General features: G+C 37.1%; 15 protein-coding genes, 1 riboswitch and 1 other annotated feature. Of the genes, 2 read left to right on the top strand and 13 right to left on the bottom strand.

What is annotated here, in order from left to right; translation table 11 throughout:
• Positions 1–7 precede the first annotated feature (7 nt).
• Positions 8–304: a binding site (T-box leader), on the bottom strand.
• Positions 305–401: 97 nt separating this feature from the next.
• The 4 genes from LKI_RS04960 to LKI_RS04945 all read right to left on the bottom strand — a co-directional run bounded on the left by LKI_RS04960 (position 402) and on the right by LKI_RS04945 (position 5,095).
• Complete coding sequence (locus LKI_RS04960; RefSeq protein ID WP_013103077.1) at positions 402–629, bottom strand: DUF1146 domain-containing protein; 228 nt, start codon at positions 627–629, stop codon at positions 402–404.
• Positions 626–2,755 (bottom strand): type I DNA topoisomerase, encoded by a 2,130-nt coding sequence (topA, locus tag LKI_RS04955; protein ID WP_013103076.1) that lies wholly within the window; start codon positions 2,753–2,755, stop codon positions 626–628. The genes LKI_RS04960 and topA overlap by 4 nt, the downstream gene beginning before the upstream one ends.
• A 189-nt stretch (positions 2,756–2,944) precedes the next feature.
• Positions 2,945–4,384: an amino acid permease gene (locus tag LKI_RS04950; protein ID WP_013103075.1), complete on the bottom strand. Its 1,440-nt coding sequence runs from the start codon at positions 4,382–4,384 to the stop codon at positions 2,945–2,947.
• A gap of 81 nt (positions 4,385–4,465) precedes the next feature.
• Positions 4,466–4,634, bottom strand: a riboswitch (Lysine riboswitch).
• Positions 4,635–4,651: 17 nt separating this feature from the next.
• A complete protein-coding gene (locus LKI_RS04945) occupies positions 4,652–5,095 on the bottom strand; it encodes a phospholipid phosphatase (protein WP_242651990.1) in 444 nt (147 codons plus the stop codon).
• 291 nt (positions 5,096–5,386) lie between these two features.
• Between LKI_RS04945 and LKI_RS04940 the strand changes: the two genes are divergently transcribed.
• Positions 5,387–6,595, top strand: coding sequence for an LCP family protein (locus tag LKI_RS04940; protein ID WP_013103073.1), 1,209 nt, complete (start codon positions 5,387–5,389; stop codon positions 6,593–6,595).
• A 43-nt stretch (positions 6,596–6,638) separates the two neighbouring features.
• Here LKI_RS04940 and trpS read toward each other — a convergent pair whose 3' ends face one another.
• Entirely contained in the window at positions 6,639–7,655 is a 1,017-nt protein-coding gene (gene trpS / locus LKI_RS04935) for a tryptophan--tRNA ligase (protein WP_013103072.1), read from the bottom strand.
• 158 nt (positions 7,656–7,813) lie between these two features.
• Between trpS and LKI_RS04930 the strand changes: the two genes are divergently transcribed.
• The gene (locus LKI_RS04930; protein ID WP_013103071.1) at positions 7,814–8,809 is read left to right on the top strand and encodes a ketopantoate reductase family protein; all 996 of its coding nucleotides are present in this window, start codon (positions 7,814–7,816) and stop codon (positions 8,807–8,809) included.
• 50 nt (positions 8,810–8,859) lie between these two features.
• Here LKI_RS04930 and LKI_RS04925 read toward each other — a convergent pair whose 3' ends face one another.
• The 8 genes from LKI_RS04925 to LKI_RS04890 form a co-directional block, all read right to left on the bottom strand.
• Positions 8,860–9,792, bottom strand: a complete 933-nt coding sequence (locus LKI_RS04925; RefSeq protein WP_041773590.1) for a DUF1810 family protein — start codon at positions 9,790–9,792, stop codon at positions 8,860–8,862.
• A 119-nt stretch (positions 9,793–9,911) separates the two neighbouring features.
• Positions 9,912–10,904 carry a nucleoid-associated protein gene (locus LKI_RS04920; RefSeq protein ID WP_013103069.1) on the bottom strand — a complete coding sequence of 331 codons (993 nt, stop codon included), beginning with the start codon at positions 10,902–10,904 and terminating at the stop codon, positions 9,912–9,914.
• 49 nt (positions 10,905–10,953) lie between these two features.
• Positions 10,954–11,673 carry a response regulator gene (locus tag LKI_RS04915; RefSeq protein ID WP_013103068.1) on the bottom strand — a complete coding sequence of 240 codons (720 nt, stop codon included), beginning with the start codon at positions 11,671–11,673 and terminating at the stop codon, positions 10,954–10,956.
• 4 nt (positions 11,674–11,677) lie between these two features.
• Positions 11,678–13,270 (bottom strand): ATP-binding protein, encoded by a 1,593-nt coding sequence (locus tag LKI_RS04910; RefSeq protein ID WP_013103067.1) that lies wholly within the window; start codon positions 13,268–13,270, stop codon positions 11,678–11,680.
• Between the two features lie 80 nt (positions 13,271–13,350).
• Positions 13,351–14,361 (bottom strand): NAD(P)-dependent oxidoreductase, encoded by a 1,011-nt coding sequence (locus LKI_RS04905; protein WP_013103066.1) that lies wholly within the window; start codon positions 14,359–14,361, stop codon positions 13,351–13,353.
• A gap of 12 nt (positions 14,362–14,373) precedes the next feature.
• Positions 14,374–15,438 (bottom strand): AEC family transporter, encoded by a 1,065-nt coding sequence (locus LKI_RS04900; RefSeq protein ID WP_013103065.1) that lies wholly within the window; start codon positions 15,436–15,438, stop codon positions 14,374–14,376.
• A 287-nt stretch (positions 15,439–15,725) separates the two neighbouring features.
• Positions 15,726–16,403 (bottom strand): beta-phosphoglucomutase, encoded by a 678-nt coding sequence (pgmB, locus tag LKI_RS04895; RefSeq protein ID WP_013103064.1) that lies wholly within the window; start codon positions 16,401–16,403, stop codon positions 15,726–15,728.
• Positions 16,396–18,768, bottom strand: a complete 2,373-nt coding sequence (locus LKI_RS04890) for a glycoside hydrolase family 65 protein (protein WP_013103063.1) — start codon at positions 18,766–18,768, stop codon at positions 16,396–16,398. Before LKI_RS04890 ends, pgmB begins: the two co-directional genes overlap by 8 nt.
• Positions 18,769–18,778 lie beyond the last annotated feature (10 nt).

The raw sequence follows: 18,778 nt of genomic DNA, 5'->3' as shown, positions 1-18,778 counted from the left end.
ATCGATACTACGGGACGTTAAATGACGTGTTACCACCCGGTCTTTGTATAGAGCTCTCGCATATATACCTTCAAACGTACGCCTTTAACTACCTTCGAGAACATCTGTAGCAATTATCGGTTATACGTTGTTTGCTAACGGAAACACCCGTCCTTAACTTACACGTGACACATATGAGTGTCCGTTTGCTCGTATCGGTGAGAAACTCCAAGACCATTTTCCGATCCACCGTCTTACTCGCTTTCACCTATCACGAGCTCTCTATCAAGACGATACAAAGTACTTATCTTTTCAACGTTTATATTGTTACTAACAATAAACTATCAAGATATTGTTGTCAATCATGTTGCAGATATTTTTCCAGTTATTAGTCACACTCAAAAATTAGCTCAACTCTAAAATCATTTAGACAAGTTATTAACCATATTCGGCATATCTAAGACCCAATTAGTCATTGACATAAAGAAACTAGCTAACAAGTATCCACAAATAATCGCTATGACAATTTTTAAAAACATGGCTTGTGTCGGCGTGTACGGCATAAATTTAGCAAAATTAATTGGTCTAATTAACCAAAATACAAAATAAACTGCTAACAAATTAATGCTTATCATCGCAATCGGATTCATGTTGCTTCCTCTTTATTGTCTGTCGGCTGCTGACTGTTTTGCTGCCCATCAGACATCTCATCATCTTTAGGCGTTGTGCCATCTGGCAATGTTTTTTCTGTTGGCTTTTCCCATGATACAAAATCACAGTCTGGATAACGTGAGCAGCCATAAAATGTACGCTGTCGTTTTGTTTTACGTTCAATGATTTGCCCTTTGCCACACTTTGGACAGATTAATCCAATCTCTTTAACAATTGTTTGTGTATGACGACAATCTGGGAAACGTGAACATGCATGAAATTTGCCATAACGACCCATTTTAACAAGCATTGGCGCACCACAAATGTCACAATCCATTCCTGCCAATTCATCATGCATAACCACTTTTTCAAGGGTAGTTTCCGCAATTTCAAGTTCTTTCGAAAAGGGTTTAAAAAACGAATCAATCACTGGCACCCATTGTTTATCACCAGTTTCAATTTCATCTAATTCATGTTCGACACGCGCCGTGAACTTCATATTTGTCACATCTGGAAAACTATTTTCAACAATGGTTTGAACAATTTCACCAAGTTCTGTGGGAACGAACTTACGTGCATCGATTCGAACGTAATTACGACGTTGAATCGTATCCAGTGTTGGCGCATATGTCGAAGGTCGTCCGACACCATTTTCTTCCAATGCTTTTATTAGTGCTGCTTCAGAATAGCGCGCAGGAGGTAACGTAAAATGTTGCTCCGGATTAATATTTGCTAACTTAACTCGATCACCTTCTGCTAAGTCTGGTAAGGCATTATCTTTTTCTTTAGCAGCAGGATAGGCTTTTGTAAATCCTTGGAATTTCGTTTTAGACCCATTTGCTCGAAAAATAACACCGTTTTGTTCAATTGTCACAGCCATTGTATCTAAAATTTCTGGGGTCATTTGACTGGCAACGAAACGTGACCAAATTAATGAATAGAGTTTAAATTGGTCTGGAGTTAACTTGTCTTTAATGCTGCTAGGTGTGATGGTTACATCGGAAGGTCGTATTGCCTCATGGGCATCTTGCGCGCCTTCAGGTAGTTTGCCTTGTACTAATTTGTGCTGTGAATACTCTTCGCCCCATGTATCGTGAATATAGACAGCGGCAGCATGACGAGCAACTGAAGAAATACGTGTTGAATCTGTACGCATGTAAGTAATCAAGCCAATCTGTCCAATACCACGGCCTAAGTTAATGCCCTCATACAATTGTTGGGCTGCCATCATCGTCTTACGTGTACGAAAATTCAATTGTGTATTGGCTGTTTGTTGCATTGTTGCTGTCGTAAATGCTGGTTGTGGATTACGCTTACGCTCTTTAGCGTTCACCTTCATGACATCAAAATCAGCTGATTGATCAATATTTTTTAATACGCTTTGAACACTATCATTGTCCGGTAGCACTTGTTTTTTAGCGTCAAATCCATAAAATGTTGCTTTGAATTTTTGACGTGATTTTTGAAATTCAGAATCCAGAGACCAGTATTCCTCTGGCTCAAATGCTTGAATCTCACGTTCACGCGCAATAATTAATCCCAGCGCAACAGATTGCACACGCCCTGCTGATAGACCACGTTTAACCGTTTTCCAAAGAATTGGTGAAATTGAGTAACCAACCAATCGGTCTAAAATTCGTCGCGCCTGCTGCGCATCGACAAGATCTTGGTTAATTTTACGAGGTGTTTTAAAAGCATTTTTAATCGCATCTTTTGTAATTTCATTGAAAACAACACGATTGGGTTGATCAGGATCTAAACCTAAAATGTGTTGTAAATGCCAAGAAATAGCTTCTCCTTCACGATCCGGATCGCTTGCTAAATAAACGACTTTAGCGGCTTTAGCTTCTTTTCGTAATCCTTTGATTAGATCACCCTTACCACGTATGTTAATATATTTAGGATCATAGTCATTATCCACGTCAACACCAAGAGTTGATTTTGGCAAATCGCGAATATGCCCCAAACTAGCAACAACCTTATAGGTACTGCCAAGATATTTTTCAATTGTTTTCGCTTTTGCTGGGCTTTCTACAACAACAAGCTTTTTTTGATTTTTTGATTTTTTTCGTTTTGTTGTTTTTTTAGCTGCTGGTTTTTTAGCAACTTTACCTGGTTCTACCATGTTGTAAACCTCACAATTTACTTAACTACTAAATATAGCATATCAGATTCTACCAAATAATTGCTATTTTAATCTATAATCACCCTTTTTTATCAATTATTGACTGATAAATGATCCGAAAAATTTTTAACCTCATAATAGCAAAAAAGTATATTAGCTTTAACAAGCTAATATACCAACTGATAATTTTTAACGATTTTGTGTCAAATCAACATCTTCTAACTTTATTTTTTTTGTCTTGTAACGCAGCTTATATCCCACATACAAGATCACAAATAATGGTACAGATAAATAAGTCACACCAATTTTTTCCCAATTTAATTTTGTGAAGCTTGCCGGGTCTTGACCAATAATCACACCAATTGAAATAATTAATGCAAAAATCGGTCCAAAAGGGAACCACTTTGCTTTATATTTAAGATCACTCAATTGCTTACCTTGAGCCAAGTACGCCCGTCGAAAACGGTAATGTGATATGGCAATACCCACCCATGCTATAAATCCAGTTAATCCAGACGCATTGACCAACCACGTATAAGCCACAGCGCCGCCTTTGGTATTTGCAATAAATGCCAGCAAACCAATAGCCGTGGTTAGGATTAATGCTGCAACAGGCACACCGCGTTTTGAAACTTTAGCAAATATTTTGGGTGCTTCGCCTTTACGTGCCATAGCATACAACATACGTGTTGAAGCATATGAACCAGAATTAGCTGAAGAAACAATAGACGTTAAAATAACGGCATTCATTAAACTTGCTGCAAAAGCGATACCGGCGTTCTTAAAGACAATTGTAAACGGTGATACAGCAACATTTTCTGTTGATGAACTTAATAAACGCGGATCTTGATAATACACTAATGCTGAAATAACAAAAATGGCTAAGATATAAAACAATAAAATACGCCAGAATACTTGATTGATAGCCTTTGGTACGGATTTATCCGGATTTTGTGCTTCACCTGCAGTAATACCAATTAATTCTGTGCCTTGAAATGAAAAACCAGCAACAACAAAGACTGATAAAATAGCTTGAGGTCCACCAACAAAACCATGATTACCTACTGATAGATTCTTAATGACATCAACATCAGAATGAATGACACCCAATATTGTAGCTAATCCAACAACTAAGAAAGCAATAATTGTGACGACTTTAATCATTGAAAGCCAAAATTCAGCTTCCCCAAATGCACCTACAGAAAATAAGTTAATTAAAAAAATAAAGAGCAAAGCGACAGCAGAGAAAATCCACCCCGGTGTATCTGGAAACCAAAATTCGGCAACTAAACCAACTGCCACAATATCAACTGCTAACGTAATTGCCCAATTAAACCAATAGTTCCATCCCATAGCAAATCCTAGAGCTGGATCGACATATTTCCCTGCATAGTCAGAAAACGAACCTGAAGTTGGTGAATAAGTCGCCATTTCACCCAAACTTGTCATTAGAAAATACACCATAACACCAATAGCCAAATAAGCCACGATGGCTCCAAATGGTCCTGCTTGTGCAACGGTTGCACCTGATGCAACAAATAATCCAGTACCAATTGAACCACCAAGAGCTATCATTGATACATGGCGCGTTTTTAGATTACGTTTCATACTATTATTTTGTTCACTCATGAAAAATTCTCCCTGGTCGGGGCAAATAAAAAGCCCCTTTCTAACACATAGAAAGAGGTTTAAAAAGTCATTATATCATCAACTTTTCAAAGCACACCACGCTGCCGTGACAGTCTAACAACTATTAATTATTAGCCCAATAACATTTTGCCAAGAATGTTATTTCGGCAACCGCCCCTTTAACGTAACCTCAACGCCCATGGCAGGCTCATTTACGCGATTTATGTTGGTTGCAACCTCTTTGATAACTTGAATATCATATCATTTTTAAATAAGTGTGTCAATTTCTAATACACGTCGCCAGTGATTGGCACGTTTTCGGTACTGTTCCTCACTGAATTGCCACCAAAAATAACCAAAAAATAACGAACCTAAACCACTTGATAGTGGTATATTATACTTTTGTATACATGCAACCAACATCGCCATCCATAACATCACAGCGCATACCGTCATGAATAGACGAACACGTTGATCACTAATGAGACGTGGTACAATAACTACTTCACATATCGCAAAAATTTGTAACCACCACATAGCAATTTTGTAATTCATCAAATAAAGTAAACTCGCTAAAATACCCATAATTGGCAAAGCAATCCAATAGTGAGCAAATGAAGCACCAAAAGTAATCCACCACTGTAAATGCCGCGGCATTAAATTTTGTATGATTAACGTAGCGCCGTTATCAATGACATGTATAAACAACATATCAAATCTCACTTGAATCGCTAGAAATACAAATAGTAGACTAAAAATTAGTATGAGTACTTTTCTTAATTTATCAGGCTGGATTAACATTTTCTTAACTCTCTTGTTTATTCATCACAATAATTGTAACATTATATACATTAGTTTCTTTTAAATCTACTAATATCAGTTATAATTTAATATTGTCTTTATCTCTATCAATTATAGTGTTAATAATTGATTTTATGCCACCTATGTATACTTGTATCTGTATAACATCTACCATCATTAAACATCAGGAGAGCTACCCTAATGGCTTCTAAACCAGAGTCACGTTCAAAACGTTACCAGAGTCCTAATCACAAATTACGTAACACAATTTTTTTTATCATTGCAATTGTTACAATTATTGGCAGTTTCTTTGTTTGGCGTACAATTAATAATACAAAAGGCGTTATTGATAAGTCATATGCCGGTGCCGGACTAACAAAATCTCGTAATGTGTCTAATATTATTAAAAGTGGACGACCAATATCCGTCTTGCTTTATGGGACAGACACGGGCGAACTAGGACGTACCTATCGTGGTCGGACAGACTCGATGATGTTGCTTCTTATTAACCCCAAAACAAAAAAAACCACAATGATTTCATTACCTCGTGATGCCATGGTATCAATTGTTGGTTACGAGGATACCTTCCCACAAAAACTCAATGCTGCTTACGCATATGGTTCAACTGCTACCTCTATCAAGACCGTTGAAGCTTTTCTAAATATTCCAATAGACTACTATGCCTTAGTCAATATGGGCGGTCTAGCAAATATGGTTGATCAGGTCGGTGGTATCTCAGTCGATTCACCAATTGACTTTACCTACAGTCAGGAAACAGCTCATGATTATGGTCCTAACCTTTATCGTTTTCACAAAAACAGTAACAAATATGAACATTCTGACGACAATGGTCAAACTTGGTCAGCATCAAAAACACGTATGAATGGCGATGCTGCTTTAGCATTTTCACGTATGCGTTATGATGACCCCGATGGTGATTACGGTCGCCAGAAACGACAACGCATTGTTTTAGAGGGCCTTATTAAAAAATCAGCGAGTGTTTCTACGCTGTTGAATGAAAAATTCATGTCTACGATTTCTAAAAATGTTCGTACAGACTTAACATTTGGTGATTTAACAACATTAGCAAGTAAGTATATCGACGCCAAAAATAATATTGTTACTGAGCACATGCAAGGTATTGGCACAAGTTATCCTGACTCTGAAGGTAATAATGTATCTTATGAAGTCATTCCTCAAAAAGAGAAACAACGTACAACAAATTTGGCGCGAAAAGCTTTGGGATTAAAATCTAAAAAAACTGGTTTACCGTATGGTGGTAAAATACCAACTGAACTTTCAGCCATCGCAACCTCGTTACGTCCCGTTGGCGATAATAGTGCAAGCACAACATCCTCATCTTTAACAAGTGATGAGGAAACAAATATTGACAATACAACAGGCGAATAAGTAAAAGGCAATAACTCAAAAGAGTTATTGCCTTTTACTTATATTATCCGAAATAATCAATGCCCATTGCATGACGGACATCTTTCATAGTTGATTCAGCAACCACGTTAGCTCGCCTAGAACCTTCTTCTAACATACGAAGAACCGCAGGTATATCCTGCGCATAAGCTTCACGTCGTTGACGAATAGGTGCCATTTCCGCTTCCATCACGTCAATCAAGTGCTTTTTAAGCTTCATGTCCCCTAATCCACCTGCTGTATAATGATCTTTCAAGTCCTGTACACGTTGTTTATCAGGATCAAAGATATCCAAGTAGGTAAACACCACGTTTCCTTCTATATGTCCAGGATCCGCGATGTTAATGTGCAGCGGATCTGTATACATTGATTTGATTTTTTTAGCCATTGTATCTGTATCATCAGAAATATAAATACCGTTACCTAGTGATTTAGACATTTTAGCATTACCGTCGATACCTGGTAAACGTCCCTGTCCCTTTGGTGGAAAAACACCAACCGGTTCAACTAAAACATCAGCTTGATAGGCATTATTAAACGAGCGTACTAGCTCACGTGCTTGTTCTAACATAGGCTCTTGATCATCGCCCACTGGCACCTTGGTAGCACGAAAAATCGCAATATCAGCCGCTTGAGAGACAGGATAAGTTAAAAATCCAGCTGGAATGCCTTCATTAAAACCTTTTTGTGAAATTTCAGATTTCACAGTGGGATTACGCTGCAAACGTGCAACAGAAACTAAATTCATAAAGTATTCCGTTAATTCAAACAAACCTTTAATTTGTGACTGCACAAATATTGTAGTTTTTGCAGGATCAATACCCACAGCCAAATAATCTAATGCAACTTCAGTTAATGACTGACGAATTTTTTCTGGATTACGCGCATTGTCAGTAAAGGCTTGTGTATCGGCTATCATAACAAATGGTGAGTACTCACCAGAATTTTGCATGCGTACACGATTCTTTAATGAACCAATATAATGACCAATATGTAATTTCCCTGTTGGCCGATCACCTGTTAAATAAATTTCTTTAGACATATTAAACTTCCTTTATCTACAACGTTAAAATGACACTATGGTTATTATTATACGGTAAATTAATACGAGTTCCTAGTTTAAAAAATTAGATTACGGTTGACTTAAAATGTGAATTAGATTAGAATAATAACATTAATAATCAAAAGGAGAATATACATATGAAATATGCAATAGTTGGCGCTGGAGCGATGGGGTTGCGATATGGTATTTTACTCCAAGAAAATGCTGGTGTACCAGTTGACTTTATCGAACCAACGCAGGCCAGTCTTGATAAAATCATCGGACAAGACCATAACGTTTGGAAGTCGCGAGATCATAAAGATCGACACAAAATAAAGATTAATATTTTCTCACCTGAATCATATGAAGGTTCTCCAGACGTCTGGATTTTCTTTATGAAACAAATGCAATTAAAAGATACACTTGAACGCTTAGCGCCTAAGTTCAAAAACGGACAGACAGCTTTAGGTGCTATGAATGGCATGGGACACATCGAAAAGTTGCAAAAATATTTTGACAACGCACACATTATCGGTGGTACTGCTATGATTGCTACTGTTTTAAATGATTTTGGTGATGTTGATTTTATGGGTAACGAGGGCGCTGGTTCATCCGTCTACGCGAATCTAACTGAAAAACCGTCTGCAACAATGGACGCCTTACAAGCTGATTTTAAAGCGGCACACTTAAATCCAAGTTATACTGAAAACTTTATGGGGACTTTACTAACAAAAGTCTTTTTCAACGCGGTAGAAAATTCAATTGCAACCATGTTCCAATCACGAATGGGACAATTAATGGCTTATGATGGCTTTTTAGAAGGTATCGCTCGCCCACTGATTAACGAAGCATATGATGCAGCTGAAGCAGCCGGTATCAAGCTAATTGAATCACGCGACGACATGGTCGCCCAAGTTGACTATGTATCAAATGTTGCTAACCCACTACATTTTCCTTCGATGTATCAAGATTTCGTTAAGGGACGTCCAACAGAGGTCGATTATATCAATGGTTGGATTGCTAATTTAGCAGATAAGAACGGCACACAGGCACCAAATCATCATTTGGTCACAAACTTTGTGCACCTTGCAGAATCAATGCGTGAATTCACACCTCCAATTAATAAACTAGCACCCGACTATACCGGTGCATAATGTATTTTCAAAAAAACGCAAAGCCTTAATTTCTAGAAGCTTTGCGTCTTTTATTTTAGTAATTTAAGCGTTTCAGCATGCGGCTGTCCATTAAAGTACTTGTCCAATGCACTGTGATACAGTTTTGTATCAGCAACTTGAGCAAATAAGGTCAGACTGGCTTGAAATTTGATAGCATCAATCTCACCAAATAAGGCAATGGGATCATTTCCCTGTAAAGATAATGTTGTTGCCACAATTTTCTCTAAGCGCGTATTTAAGATGTCATCAGCTAAATATTCATGTGCCTCATGCAGTCCTTTAATGCCATAATAAATCGCACGTTCACTACGTCCTAAAGCACGTAGTTGTGGTAACACAAACCACATCCAGTGTGTCAACTTTTTACCATTTGAAAGTTCTTTTAAAGCATCTTGATAATTATTAACGCCAACGATTTCGCCATTCTGAGCATCCAAAAAACGTTGAATTTCACGATCGATCGTTAAAACTTGTGCGTTCCCATTTTTTTTGTACGCACGATACAAACGATAGGTTGCTTGCCCTGAGAAAGTGAGATGCATATGGTCAATTGTTTTCGGTGAAACCCATTTTTTCGCATCAATTTCTGTTACATCTATTTTGCTAGTTTCGGCATCCCACTGGTCTAGTAGAAAAATATTACTATATAACTTAGCAATATCGCCATTGGGATACTGTGCTTTATAGTTTCGACCAGATATCGTACCAATGAGCTTCAAATCATCAGCATCAGCATGTACACCAGCTTCTTCTAACACTTCGCGCGCAGCATTTTCCGGCCAGGACATTTCTGGTTCAACATAGCCGCCGGGAAAAGCCCACCCTTGAAAATCGCGATTAAAAATCATTAATAATTCGCCCTGTTCATTTTCAATCACAACATCTGTTGTCGGCATAACTAACTCAAATTCATGCCCAACTCGTTCACGAATTTTAGCAACATAGGAATCTTTATATGGCATATTTTCATCACGATCAACGTTTACAAGTAGTAAACATTGATGCTGTCCTTTCGTATTCATTTTATTATACCAATAAATAACACAATTCAGCTCTGTATCACACCACTAATTCGATAAAATTAACTCGTAAACTTATTTAAAATCGTTTCAATATCTTTAATCACTAGTGACGTTGTCCCATTAGCATTGTTAACAAACTCAACCTTCGTATGATCTTGGTATACAGACATTGGAATAGAGATTTCAATACCTGAATCTAGTTTAAACTTTTGAACACGATATTTCTTTTCATATTTTTCAACATTTTCAACTGATATCGCTTTATGCGCAATTTTATCAGCAATTTTTTCCTGGTATAACACCTTGGCTGAAGTATTGTCTGAAAAGACTTTTTCAGCAATCACATCAGTATCAATGCTACCGGTCTCTAATGCATCATAAATGGCTGACTGTGTTAAAGCCAATGTCTCATGTTCCGGCATACTATCGTATTTTTCAGTAACACTTTTAACTGTACGTTTAATCACTTGAATGTTTTCCTTCAAAGAAATTTCAGGTGTGATATTTAAAAATTTTTCTGAAAAATAAGCCACACGCTGACCATCAATGAGATGCTTTTTTTCAAGTAAATGATAGCGATTCGTCTCTGTATTCACTAAAATTGCTTCTTCAACACTTTGCGTTGCAGCAGGTAGTACTGTTTGATTCAAAACTAAACTATTCACCATTTGATCTGCAACATATGCCACAGCATGTGCATATCGTGGTGAATAGTTTAATTTAATCAAACCAAAAATTGGACCATCATCTGTTATAGCTCTGAAACTTAATAAATCACCTGACTGAATTGCATCACTACCCGCAATGATATCAAATAACTTGGTAGCTAGTTGTGTGGTCATCTCTGGAAAATTTTGATTTGAGAGCATCCTTTGTAAATATGTTTCAGAAGCTAACAGACCAGTTTTAACATCACCATGATATATTTTGTTAACTAATTTTTCAATATAATCATGAATGCCTGGATTTTCAACAGACATTTCGCCTTGAGAAGCAATCAAGTTACCTGTATTTGTATCCAAAATGTGCAAAATAGCTTGTTGAATAATCATCATATATCCCTTTAAATTTAATGATTTTATTATATCATGGTCTATACCTTCAGATTGTGAAATGGCGTAGCGCTTCATATTTTAAAGGATTGATCTTATAGCTTGATAACGGACGTCCAACATCTAGATAGGTTACTTTAACAGTTAAAAACGCATTTTCTACTAAATAATCTAGATATTTTTTTGTTGTCACACGTGATAACTTGACCCGCTGAGAAAGTGATTGATTGGAAAAAGTCTTTGAAAAAGAAAATATTGTTGTAATAATTAACTTCAAAGTTAATTCAGAAATGCCCTTTGGTAAATCCATAGCTAACGGTTCATTTTTTGTTTCACTCTGAAAATATTGATTAACGTCTTGCTGAGATAGTTTTTCTTTTCGCAAAGCGATTTCTTCTAAAACTAAAAATTTTTGTATTGCTTGGTTAAAACGCTGCATTTGGAATGGCTTAATCAAATAATCAATCACACCATTTGTCATTGCTTGTCTGAAAGTTTCGCGATCATCTGCAGCTGTAATCATAATTGTTGCAACTGAAATACGTTTATTTCGTAACTCAGTCAAAAACGTTGTTCCTTGACCATCAGGTAAATAGACATCTATCAATAATAGGTCTATTGTTGAAAAATCAACCCGATCTTGAACCTCTTCTAGACGTCCAACTATTGTAATAGGGGCAAATAATGCATGTGCTGTCTGATTTAAAAATTGGCTGATAATATCTGCAACCATTGGGTCATCTTCAATTATTAAAACACTGTAAGTCATTTCACTAGGCTCCTCGTATCTCTAATGGGTATTCTATATAAATTCTTGTACCTTTATTTGGCTCCGAGTTAATATCAATAAATCCTTGGTGCGCCATTATAATATCATTGATTGTAGCCAAACCATAACCACGATGTGCCCCTTTTGTTGAAAAACCAGCGCTCAAAATGAGGTCATACTGTTCAATTGGCATACCTATTCCACTATCTATAATTTCTATAATCAATGCCCGCCCATCTTCATCATACTGTATCAATAAATCAATCGTTTGTGTATTTTGAAATGCTACAGCATCAACGGCGTTATCAATAAGGTTTCCGACAATTTTAATAACATTTGTTATCTCTTTACCCGAAATAGATAACTCTGGCATACTAGATGTTTCCCGCAATATTAAACTCACCTCATGTTCTTTGGCATAATTAATCTTGCCAATTAGGAACCCAGCAATTACTGGCATTTTAATATGCGACGTCACATAGCCAACATTCTGATGGTAATCATTGGTTAATTGTGGGATAAGTGCCATCACTTGATCGTATTTATTTAATTCTATTAATCCAGAAATGGCTTGCAATTTATTCATGAACTCATGCGTCTGTGCTCTCAACGCTTGAGCATATTGTTTGGTGCCATCCAGCTCTTCAACAATCTCTTTCAAATCAGTAATATCACGAAACAAAACAAGTGCTCCGACTTCAGGATATGTCAATTTGGCAGCAGAGCACAGATATTCTCGCGCATTAAACACCACCCTGTGGGTATTATTGTCACGCGATATAACCGTAAAAAACGTTTGATAAATAGCTACCGCTAATTTATCTCCAACATGGCCTATATCGGGTAGTAATTGATTAGCCATACTGTTAGTCGCAATTATTGTGTGGTCATCATCAATAACTAATAGCCCCTCCATCATACTGTTTTCAATGGTGTTTTTTTCAACTAATTTTTTAGCAATAACATGGGGTTCCATATTTAATAGTACCTTTTTCAATCGCTTAGCTAACAGTATTGATCCGATAATACCAATTAATAAGCCAATAATAAGTCCCATTAAAATTGGACGCCGTGCTGTTTTTATTGACTGAGAAATTGTATCCTCAGTCAATCCCACACTAACTACACCTATAATATTGTGAGTATCACTATATACTGGCACAAAATAACGATAACCTAACCCTAATATGCCCATTTTTTTTGAAAAATGAGATTGACCTCGTAATGTCGGTGCCGCATCTCGCGGTGAGCTAAATTTTTTCCCAATTTGCTTCACATTAGGATGAGATAACCGAACAAGATCGCTGTTTAACACCACAACAAAATCAATATTTTCAGATTTTGTCAGGCGCTGCGCATAGCTTTGAACAGCACTTCTGTCCGCTTGACTTGCGCCCGAAGACAAACTGTTGACAACCGTCGAGTCTTTAGCAGCCATTTGTGCAATATTTTTCAACCGTATATTAATAATTTGCCGCTCATTGCTTTCAATCACTTGTTGTAACAAAATACCCGTTGTCCCTAAAGAAATTACAGTAGCCAAAAGAACAATAGCGATAATAATCAATTGTAATGGCACTTTTTTAATTCTATGCATTCTAACCCTCTTAACATCTGTCCTATACCGTTGAATATAGCATAAAAAAGATTCAGTTGCCCTGAATCTTTAAGTGATGTCTATGCCGATGTCAGTGCGACTTGATTAACTGTCGTGCCTTTAATAAGCACGTCATTGAAATTTTGATAACTAATATTAATCATGTCCGTTAATGCTTCTTCCGTATATGAACCAATATGTGGTGTTAGTAGCACTTTAGGATAAAGATCTAATAATTCGGTCACTTCTTCATCCTTTAAAATATGATTCTCATCAAATTGATGTCCAAATATTTCTTTTTCGCGTAATACAACATCAGCCCCGAACCCACCTAAATGGCCACTCTTGATAGCTTGAATAATTGCTGATTGATCTGTTATTTCTGCTCGAGATGTATTGACTAAAATTGCGCCTTTCTTCATTTTACTAATTACTTGATCATTAAAAAAATGATCATTTTTGTTTGGGAAATGAGGAACATGCAAACTGACAATATCTGACATTTTTAGCAGTTCATCTTGTGATACAAACGTTAAAATTCCTTTCGCAACGTCAGATTCAAAAACATCATATCCCACAACTTTAGCACCGAGTCCCTTATAAAGTTTTGCTTCTGCTAAGCCAATTTTTCCTGTGCCAATAATGCCAATTGTTAAGTCGTGAATTTCTCGACCAAATAAATCAGTTTCAATTTTAAAATCAGCCAATGCCGCGCGTGACGTGGCAATTGCCGTACGGCGAACTAAAGTAATGCCTAAATTCATGGCTAAGTCGGCAACAGCGTAGGGTGAATATGCAGGGACACGTGCTACTATAATTCCTAGTTTTGCTGCTGCTTCAAGATCAATATGATCATATCCTACAGTTCGCGTGAATACATATTTAATCCCCCAATCTTTTAATTGACGCAATACTGGTTCTGAACCATCATTATTGGCACGTAATAGTATGCCGTCAGAACCTTTTGCAGTGCCAATATTTGATTGCGTGAGATTTTCAGGAATCAAGTTTAAATCATAATTGAAAATATTGAGTTTACGAAAATAAGCAACTTCATTTTCTCGAACACCGTAAGCTGTTATTTTGAACATGTTATCCTCCAATTATTTAAATAAACCAGTGTGTGCAATAATCGTTAATACGACAATCCAAACGGGTGTCATGACTACGGCAGCTAATGTTGCAAGTAATGATGTGTTAGATGCCAATAACGCCTCTCGATCAAAACTAATAGCATATGACACCGCAACTGTCGCTGGTGGTGTCGCCATCATAATGACAATCACGGCTAGTGCTGTCTGATCAACTGGTAAAATATGTGTTACTGATAATAGTGTTAATAAAATAATATTAATAACTGGTACAACAATAATTTTAATAAAAGTATAGTACCATGAAGTTTTGTCTGAAAATGCCTTTCCAAATGATATTGACCCCAGGGTTGATCCAATCGCTAACCAAGCTAAGGGCGAAGCCAATCCTGATAAGTAAGTTAAGGGTTTCATTAACCATAATGCTGTCAAATCAATGCGATAAAAAGCAACATTTTGTGTTTTCCCGGCTACATCTATCACGCTAACTGTTGGTACAATGCCTTGAATAAGCCATAGTATTAAACCAACAAAGGTGGCAATAACGATTGGATTAAGAAACATTTTTTTAATATTTGATAATTCCATTTTTAGACCAGACATTTTTATATAAGCGTATGAGTAAAGAAATATACGGTAACCTATATTAAAAATCGAACCATATAGAATACCCTTAGCTCCCCACACTGCACCGACAATAGGTAATCCAAAAAATGTTGTTGATCCAAAAATAGACAAAACTTTCAAAGTCATCTGCCTGTCGCCTTGTGTTTTATACATGGTAAAAAAAGGATTCATAATAAAGATTAGAACCACGTACATCACAATGCCCCAAATTAAAACATTCGTACTTTGACTCAGTGTTTTAGCATCGATAGGTTGCATAAACGATGTAAATGCTAATGCAGGTAATGCGACACTTAATACAACTTTGGTTAATGTTTTAGCGAATGTATCCGTAAACACACCTTTTTTTCGCATGCCGTAACCAATTAAAATAATAAAAACCGTAGATGTGATCGCACTCACAATATTTACATTTGTAAATGTCTTCTCCAACGCGTTCAAAAAGTTCATTTTAAAGCCTCCAATAAATTCCTTTTACTTTTCAAAGACTATAATAGCTTAAATTTGTGAATTAAATAACAAAAAGAAACTAAAGTAATTTATGTAACTTATGTAACGTGTTGAATAACCTTTTATTATGCTGTTGAATAAAGCGTTACTAATCCATAAACACTGATATATCAATCTATCTCCCTAATGACCTATTTATAAACTAAAACAGCACGAGACGTTTTAATCAAAACGTCTCGTGCTATGCTTGTGCGTTACATCATTTTTAATGATTATTATTTTATTTATCAGTCACTACTTAATTTCATAGCTATCGTCTTAAGAGAAATGTCTGCTGTGTCACGAACCCATAAATGTGGCTTGGCTGATTGCGTTGCTGCGCCAACGCCAAGTGCTGTTTGTCCAGCCGCTTTAATAGCTTGGACACCGGCACTCGCGTCTTCAATCCCAATAATTTGTTTGGGTTGCAGGTTCAATAGTTCACCAGCTCTAACGAAGATTTCAGGATCTGGTTTACCATGTGACACTGTTGATGGATCAACAATACCAACAAAATAATTTGTAATCTCTAGCTTTTTAAGTATCTGAGGGGCGTTTTTTGAAGCACTTGCAATGCTTGCAAGAAACCCACCAGCCCTAATTTCCCCTAAAAATGCGGTTATGCCCGGTAAAATATCATCTGGTGTGAGGCTTTGTATGAGTGCAACATAATGGGTATTTTTTTTATGAGCAAACATCATTTTTTCATCATCACTGAACTGATTTTGCTTACCACCTGCAGCCAGAATCATATTCAAAGAATCCATCCGACCAATACCTTTCAATTGACTACCTAATGTGTCAGACCATTCAACACCTAGTTCTGTTGCTAAATCATGCCACGCTTGTTCATGAAACTTTGCTGTATCAGTAATCACCCCATCTAAATCAAAAGTAAATCCCTTAATATCTGAAAAATTAACCATGATAAACAACCTTTCTAGTTTCGTTCGCCTTAACAGCAACTATTTCATCACAGACCTTAATTGCCATTGCTTGGTCACTCATAATTGAAACCGTTTGCGGTGTGATATTAATCTTTAAGTGCGCACCATGATAAAGTTGTGAAAATTGTAACGCTGACCATTGCTTTGGCAAACGGGGGTCTAATGTGAACTGCTCATGTCGCATGTCTACACCAGCATAATCATTTTGAATGACTGCTAATGTTTCACCCATAACGCCCATATGCACACCTTCTGCCGTCGTGCCACCTTGTATATCATCATAATCGGATCGGATCGCATCGGTTAAAAATTTATAGGCATCCGCTTCATATGTGGTTTCGCCTAGTCGTGCAAGTGCGAGATAAATTCCAGCAAATACTGGTCGTGAAGTTGTTGATCCATGAGTCGTTCGCTTTAAATAATAAGCTGTGTTTCTAGCTAGCCATTGATCAGGCAGCGCATAACCCAATTGTTCAATTAACTGACGTGTCTGCGTTGCACCAAAATTGTATATTAACATCAAGAAATCAGCCTGTTTGATTACCTGATAATCATCTGGTGATTTTCCTTCAGATTTCAATAAACGATCAATACGGTGAATATCGCCATACTTTGCCTCATATGCTGAAAAATCAAGTTGCGCTAATTTAAAGAACCCCTCATACTGCTCCACAACACCATCTTTATTGATAGATAGTTTTAAGTGATGTCGTAATTGCCATGCTTTTTCTTGCTCTTCACTTGTAAAACCAGATTTTTGTGCGACCTTTTCAAAGTTAATCGCCGATTGATGTGATAAGTCATCAATATAATTTAATAACCAAACAACCATCAAATTTGTATAGGCGTTATTTTTCAAACCACCGACATGCGCACCAGGCGCTGCCTCATGGAACTCGTTCGGTCCCATCACGCCAGCAATTGTATAACGACCGTCTGCTAATTTCGCCTTATTTATCCAGAAACGCGCAATTTGGATTAACATCTCTAACCCATTCTGATCAAGTTGATCCACTTGACCTGATATTTTTTGATATACCCACATATTGTACGCAACTGCCAAAGACACATGCCGCTGTAACCGTGAATTATCGGGAATCCACGTATTGTCAACAGTGTTCAGGTGGATTAATTGGCTTTGTTCATCCCCATACATCCCCGACTGCCAGGGATACATTGCGCCTATCTCATTTTCAGAAACAGCATTACGTTTAGCTGCTAACAAACGATTTGTACGATACTTTAGGATTGCGCGCGCAACACGAGGTTCATTCGCCGAATAATAAGGTATGGCAAAGATTTCATCCCAGAAAATGTGACCACGGTATCCCTCACCTGTTAACCCACGAGATCCCACCGACGCGTCTAAAAGCGGGTTCGCATTTGGATTCGCCATCTGATTCAGGTGAAAAATATTCATACGAGTGAGTTGTTGCATATCATCATCACCAGTAATTTCAATGTCTTTTGTTAACCACAATTTATGCCAATAGTCTTGACTATTTTTTTGAACATCTTCGAAAGTGCTTTGACTAATCTCGTTTTTAACAAACTTAACAACATCTGTTTTAGTTTCAAGTGTACTTGCAACAGCCATAACTCGATGAATTGTTATCGTATGATTCGCTCGCCCAGAGACGTTATAATAATCTGCAACTGTTGTTCCTGTGGACAACACGTGTTTGTCAATCACGTTATCCCCACTTGATTGAGAAGCTAAAGCAACTGTCACACCAGTCGTTCGCGTTTGAACTGTCATCACATGATCAGTCACGGCTTTAACAATAAATTCTTTCGAGTCAAAATCACGATAACGGGCAACATTTTTGTTTTCAATTTGACCATCAATTTCTGCTGCAATAGTCAAGTGAACGTCATAACTCGGTGTTACTTTAAATTCTAATGCTAAACGATGCCAGGCGATGGGATCTATCACCTTAGTTGTTTCAATATCAATGTAATGTGCTGGTTCATTATTTACAACAACACGATACTGGTCAACCAATTCACCAGTATTGAAGTTAAGGTATCGATTTAAAGATATGATTGTTTCGTTATTAATAATTAACGGTTTACCATCAACTTCAATACGCATCAATTGCACATTTGGTAAGTTAACTAAATCTTCATTAACAACGGAACGCCCAGCAACTGGTGTAGATGTTTGGTTGAAAACGCCGGCTGCGTATAATCCCGGATAAAAGTCATCCCCGTATGTGCTTGTCACTAATGAGCCACGCCAACCTAGAAAGCCATTTCCTAAGCTCAATAAGCTTTCACGACCATAATTTTTCACACCGTTTACAATATCATGATAAGATAATAACCAATTTTGCTCTGTCATGTTTTCTCCT

The organism is Leuconostoc kimchii IMSNU 11154 (assembly GCF_000092505.1).
Lineage (GTDB): Bacteria > Bacillota > Bacilli > Lactobacillales > Lactobacillaceae > Leuconostoc > Leuconostoc kimchii.
This window is presented reverse-complemented; position numbering and strand designations above follow the sequence as displayed.

What these genes read in the sequence shown, in the direction of transcription:
- LKI_RS04940 (WP_013103073.1), top strand. Translation starts at nt 5,387, where the DNA reads ATGGCTTCTAAACCAGAGTCACGTTCAAAACGTTACCAGAGTCCTAAT.
- LKI_RS04905 (WP_013103066.1), bottom strand. Translation starts at nt 14,361, where the DNA reads ATGTTCAAAATAACAGCTTACGGTGTTCGAGAAAATGAAGTTGCTTAT.
- LKI_RS04915 (WP_013103068.1), bottom strand. Translation starts at nt 11,673, where the DNA reads ATGACTTACAGTGTTTTAATAATTGAAGATGACCCAATGGTTGCAGAT.
- trpS (WP_013103072.1), bottom strand. Translation starts at nt 7,655, where the DNA reads ATGTCTAAAGAAATTTATTTAACAGGTGATCGGCCAACAGGGAAATTA.
- LKI_RS04925 (WP_041773590.1), bottom strand. Translation starts at nt 9,792, where the DNA reads ATGCCATATAAAGATTCCTATGTTGCTAAAATTCGTGAACGAGTTGGG.
- LKI_RS04900 (WP_013103065.1), bottom strand. Translation starts at nt 15,438, where the DNA reads ATGAACTTTTTGAACGCGTTGGAGAAGACATTTACAAATGTAAATATT.
- LKI_RS04910 (WP_013103067.1), bottom strand. Translation starts at nt 13,270, where the DNA reads ATGCATAGAATTAAAAAAGTGCCATTACAATTGATTATTATCGCTATT.
- LKI_RS04890 (WP_013103063.1), bottom strand. Translation starts at nt 18,768, where the DNA reads ATGACAGAGCAAAATTGGTTATTATCTTATCATGATATTGTAAACGGT.
- topA (WP_013103076.1), bottom strand. Translation starts at nt 2,755, where the DNA reads ATGGTAGAACCAGGTAAAGTTGCTAAAAAACCAGCAGCTAAAAAAACA.
- LKI_RS04930 (WP_013103071.1), top strand. Translation starts at nt 7,814, where the DNA reads ATGAAATATGCAATAGTTGGCGCTGGAGCGATGGGGTTGCGATATGGT.
- pgmB (WP_013103064.1), bottom strand. Translation starts at nt 16,403, where the DNA reads ATGGTTAATTTTTCAGATATTAAGGGATTTACTTTTGATTTAGATGGG.
- LKI_RS04960 (WP_013103077.1), bottom strand. Translation starts at nt 629, where the DNA reads ATGAATCCGATTGCGATGATAAGCATTAATTTGTTAGCAGTTTATTTT.
- LKI_RS04950 (WP_013103075.1), bottom strand. Translation starts at nt 4,384, where the DNA reads ATGAGTGAACAAAATAATAGTATGAAACGTAATCTAAAAACGCGCCAT.
- LKI_RS04945 (WP_242651990.1), bottom strand. Translation starts at nt 5,095, where the DNA reads ATGTTGTTTATACATGTCATTGATAACGGCGCTACGTTAATCATACAA.
- LKI_RS04920 (WP_013103069.1), bottom strand. Translation starts at nt 10,904, where the DNA reads ATGATTATTCAACAAGCTATTTTGCACATTTTGGATACAAATACAGGT.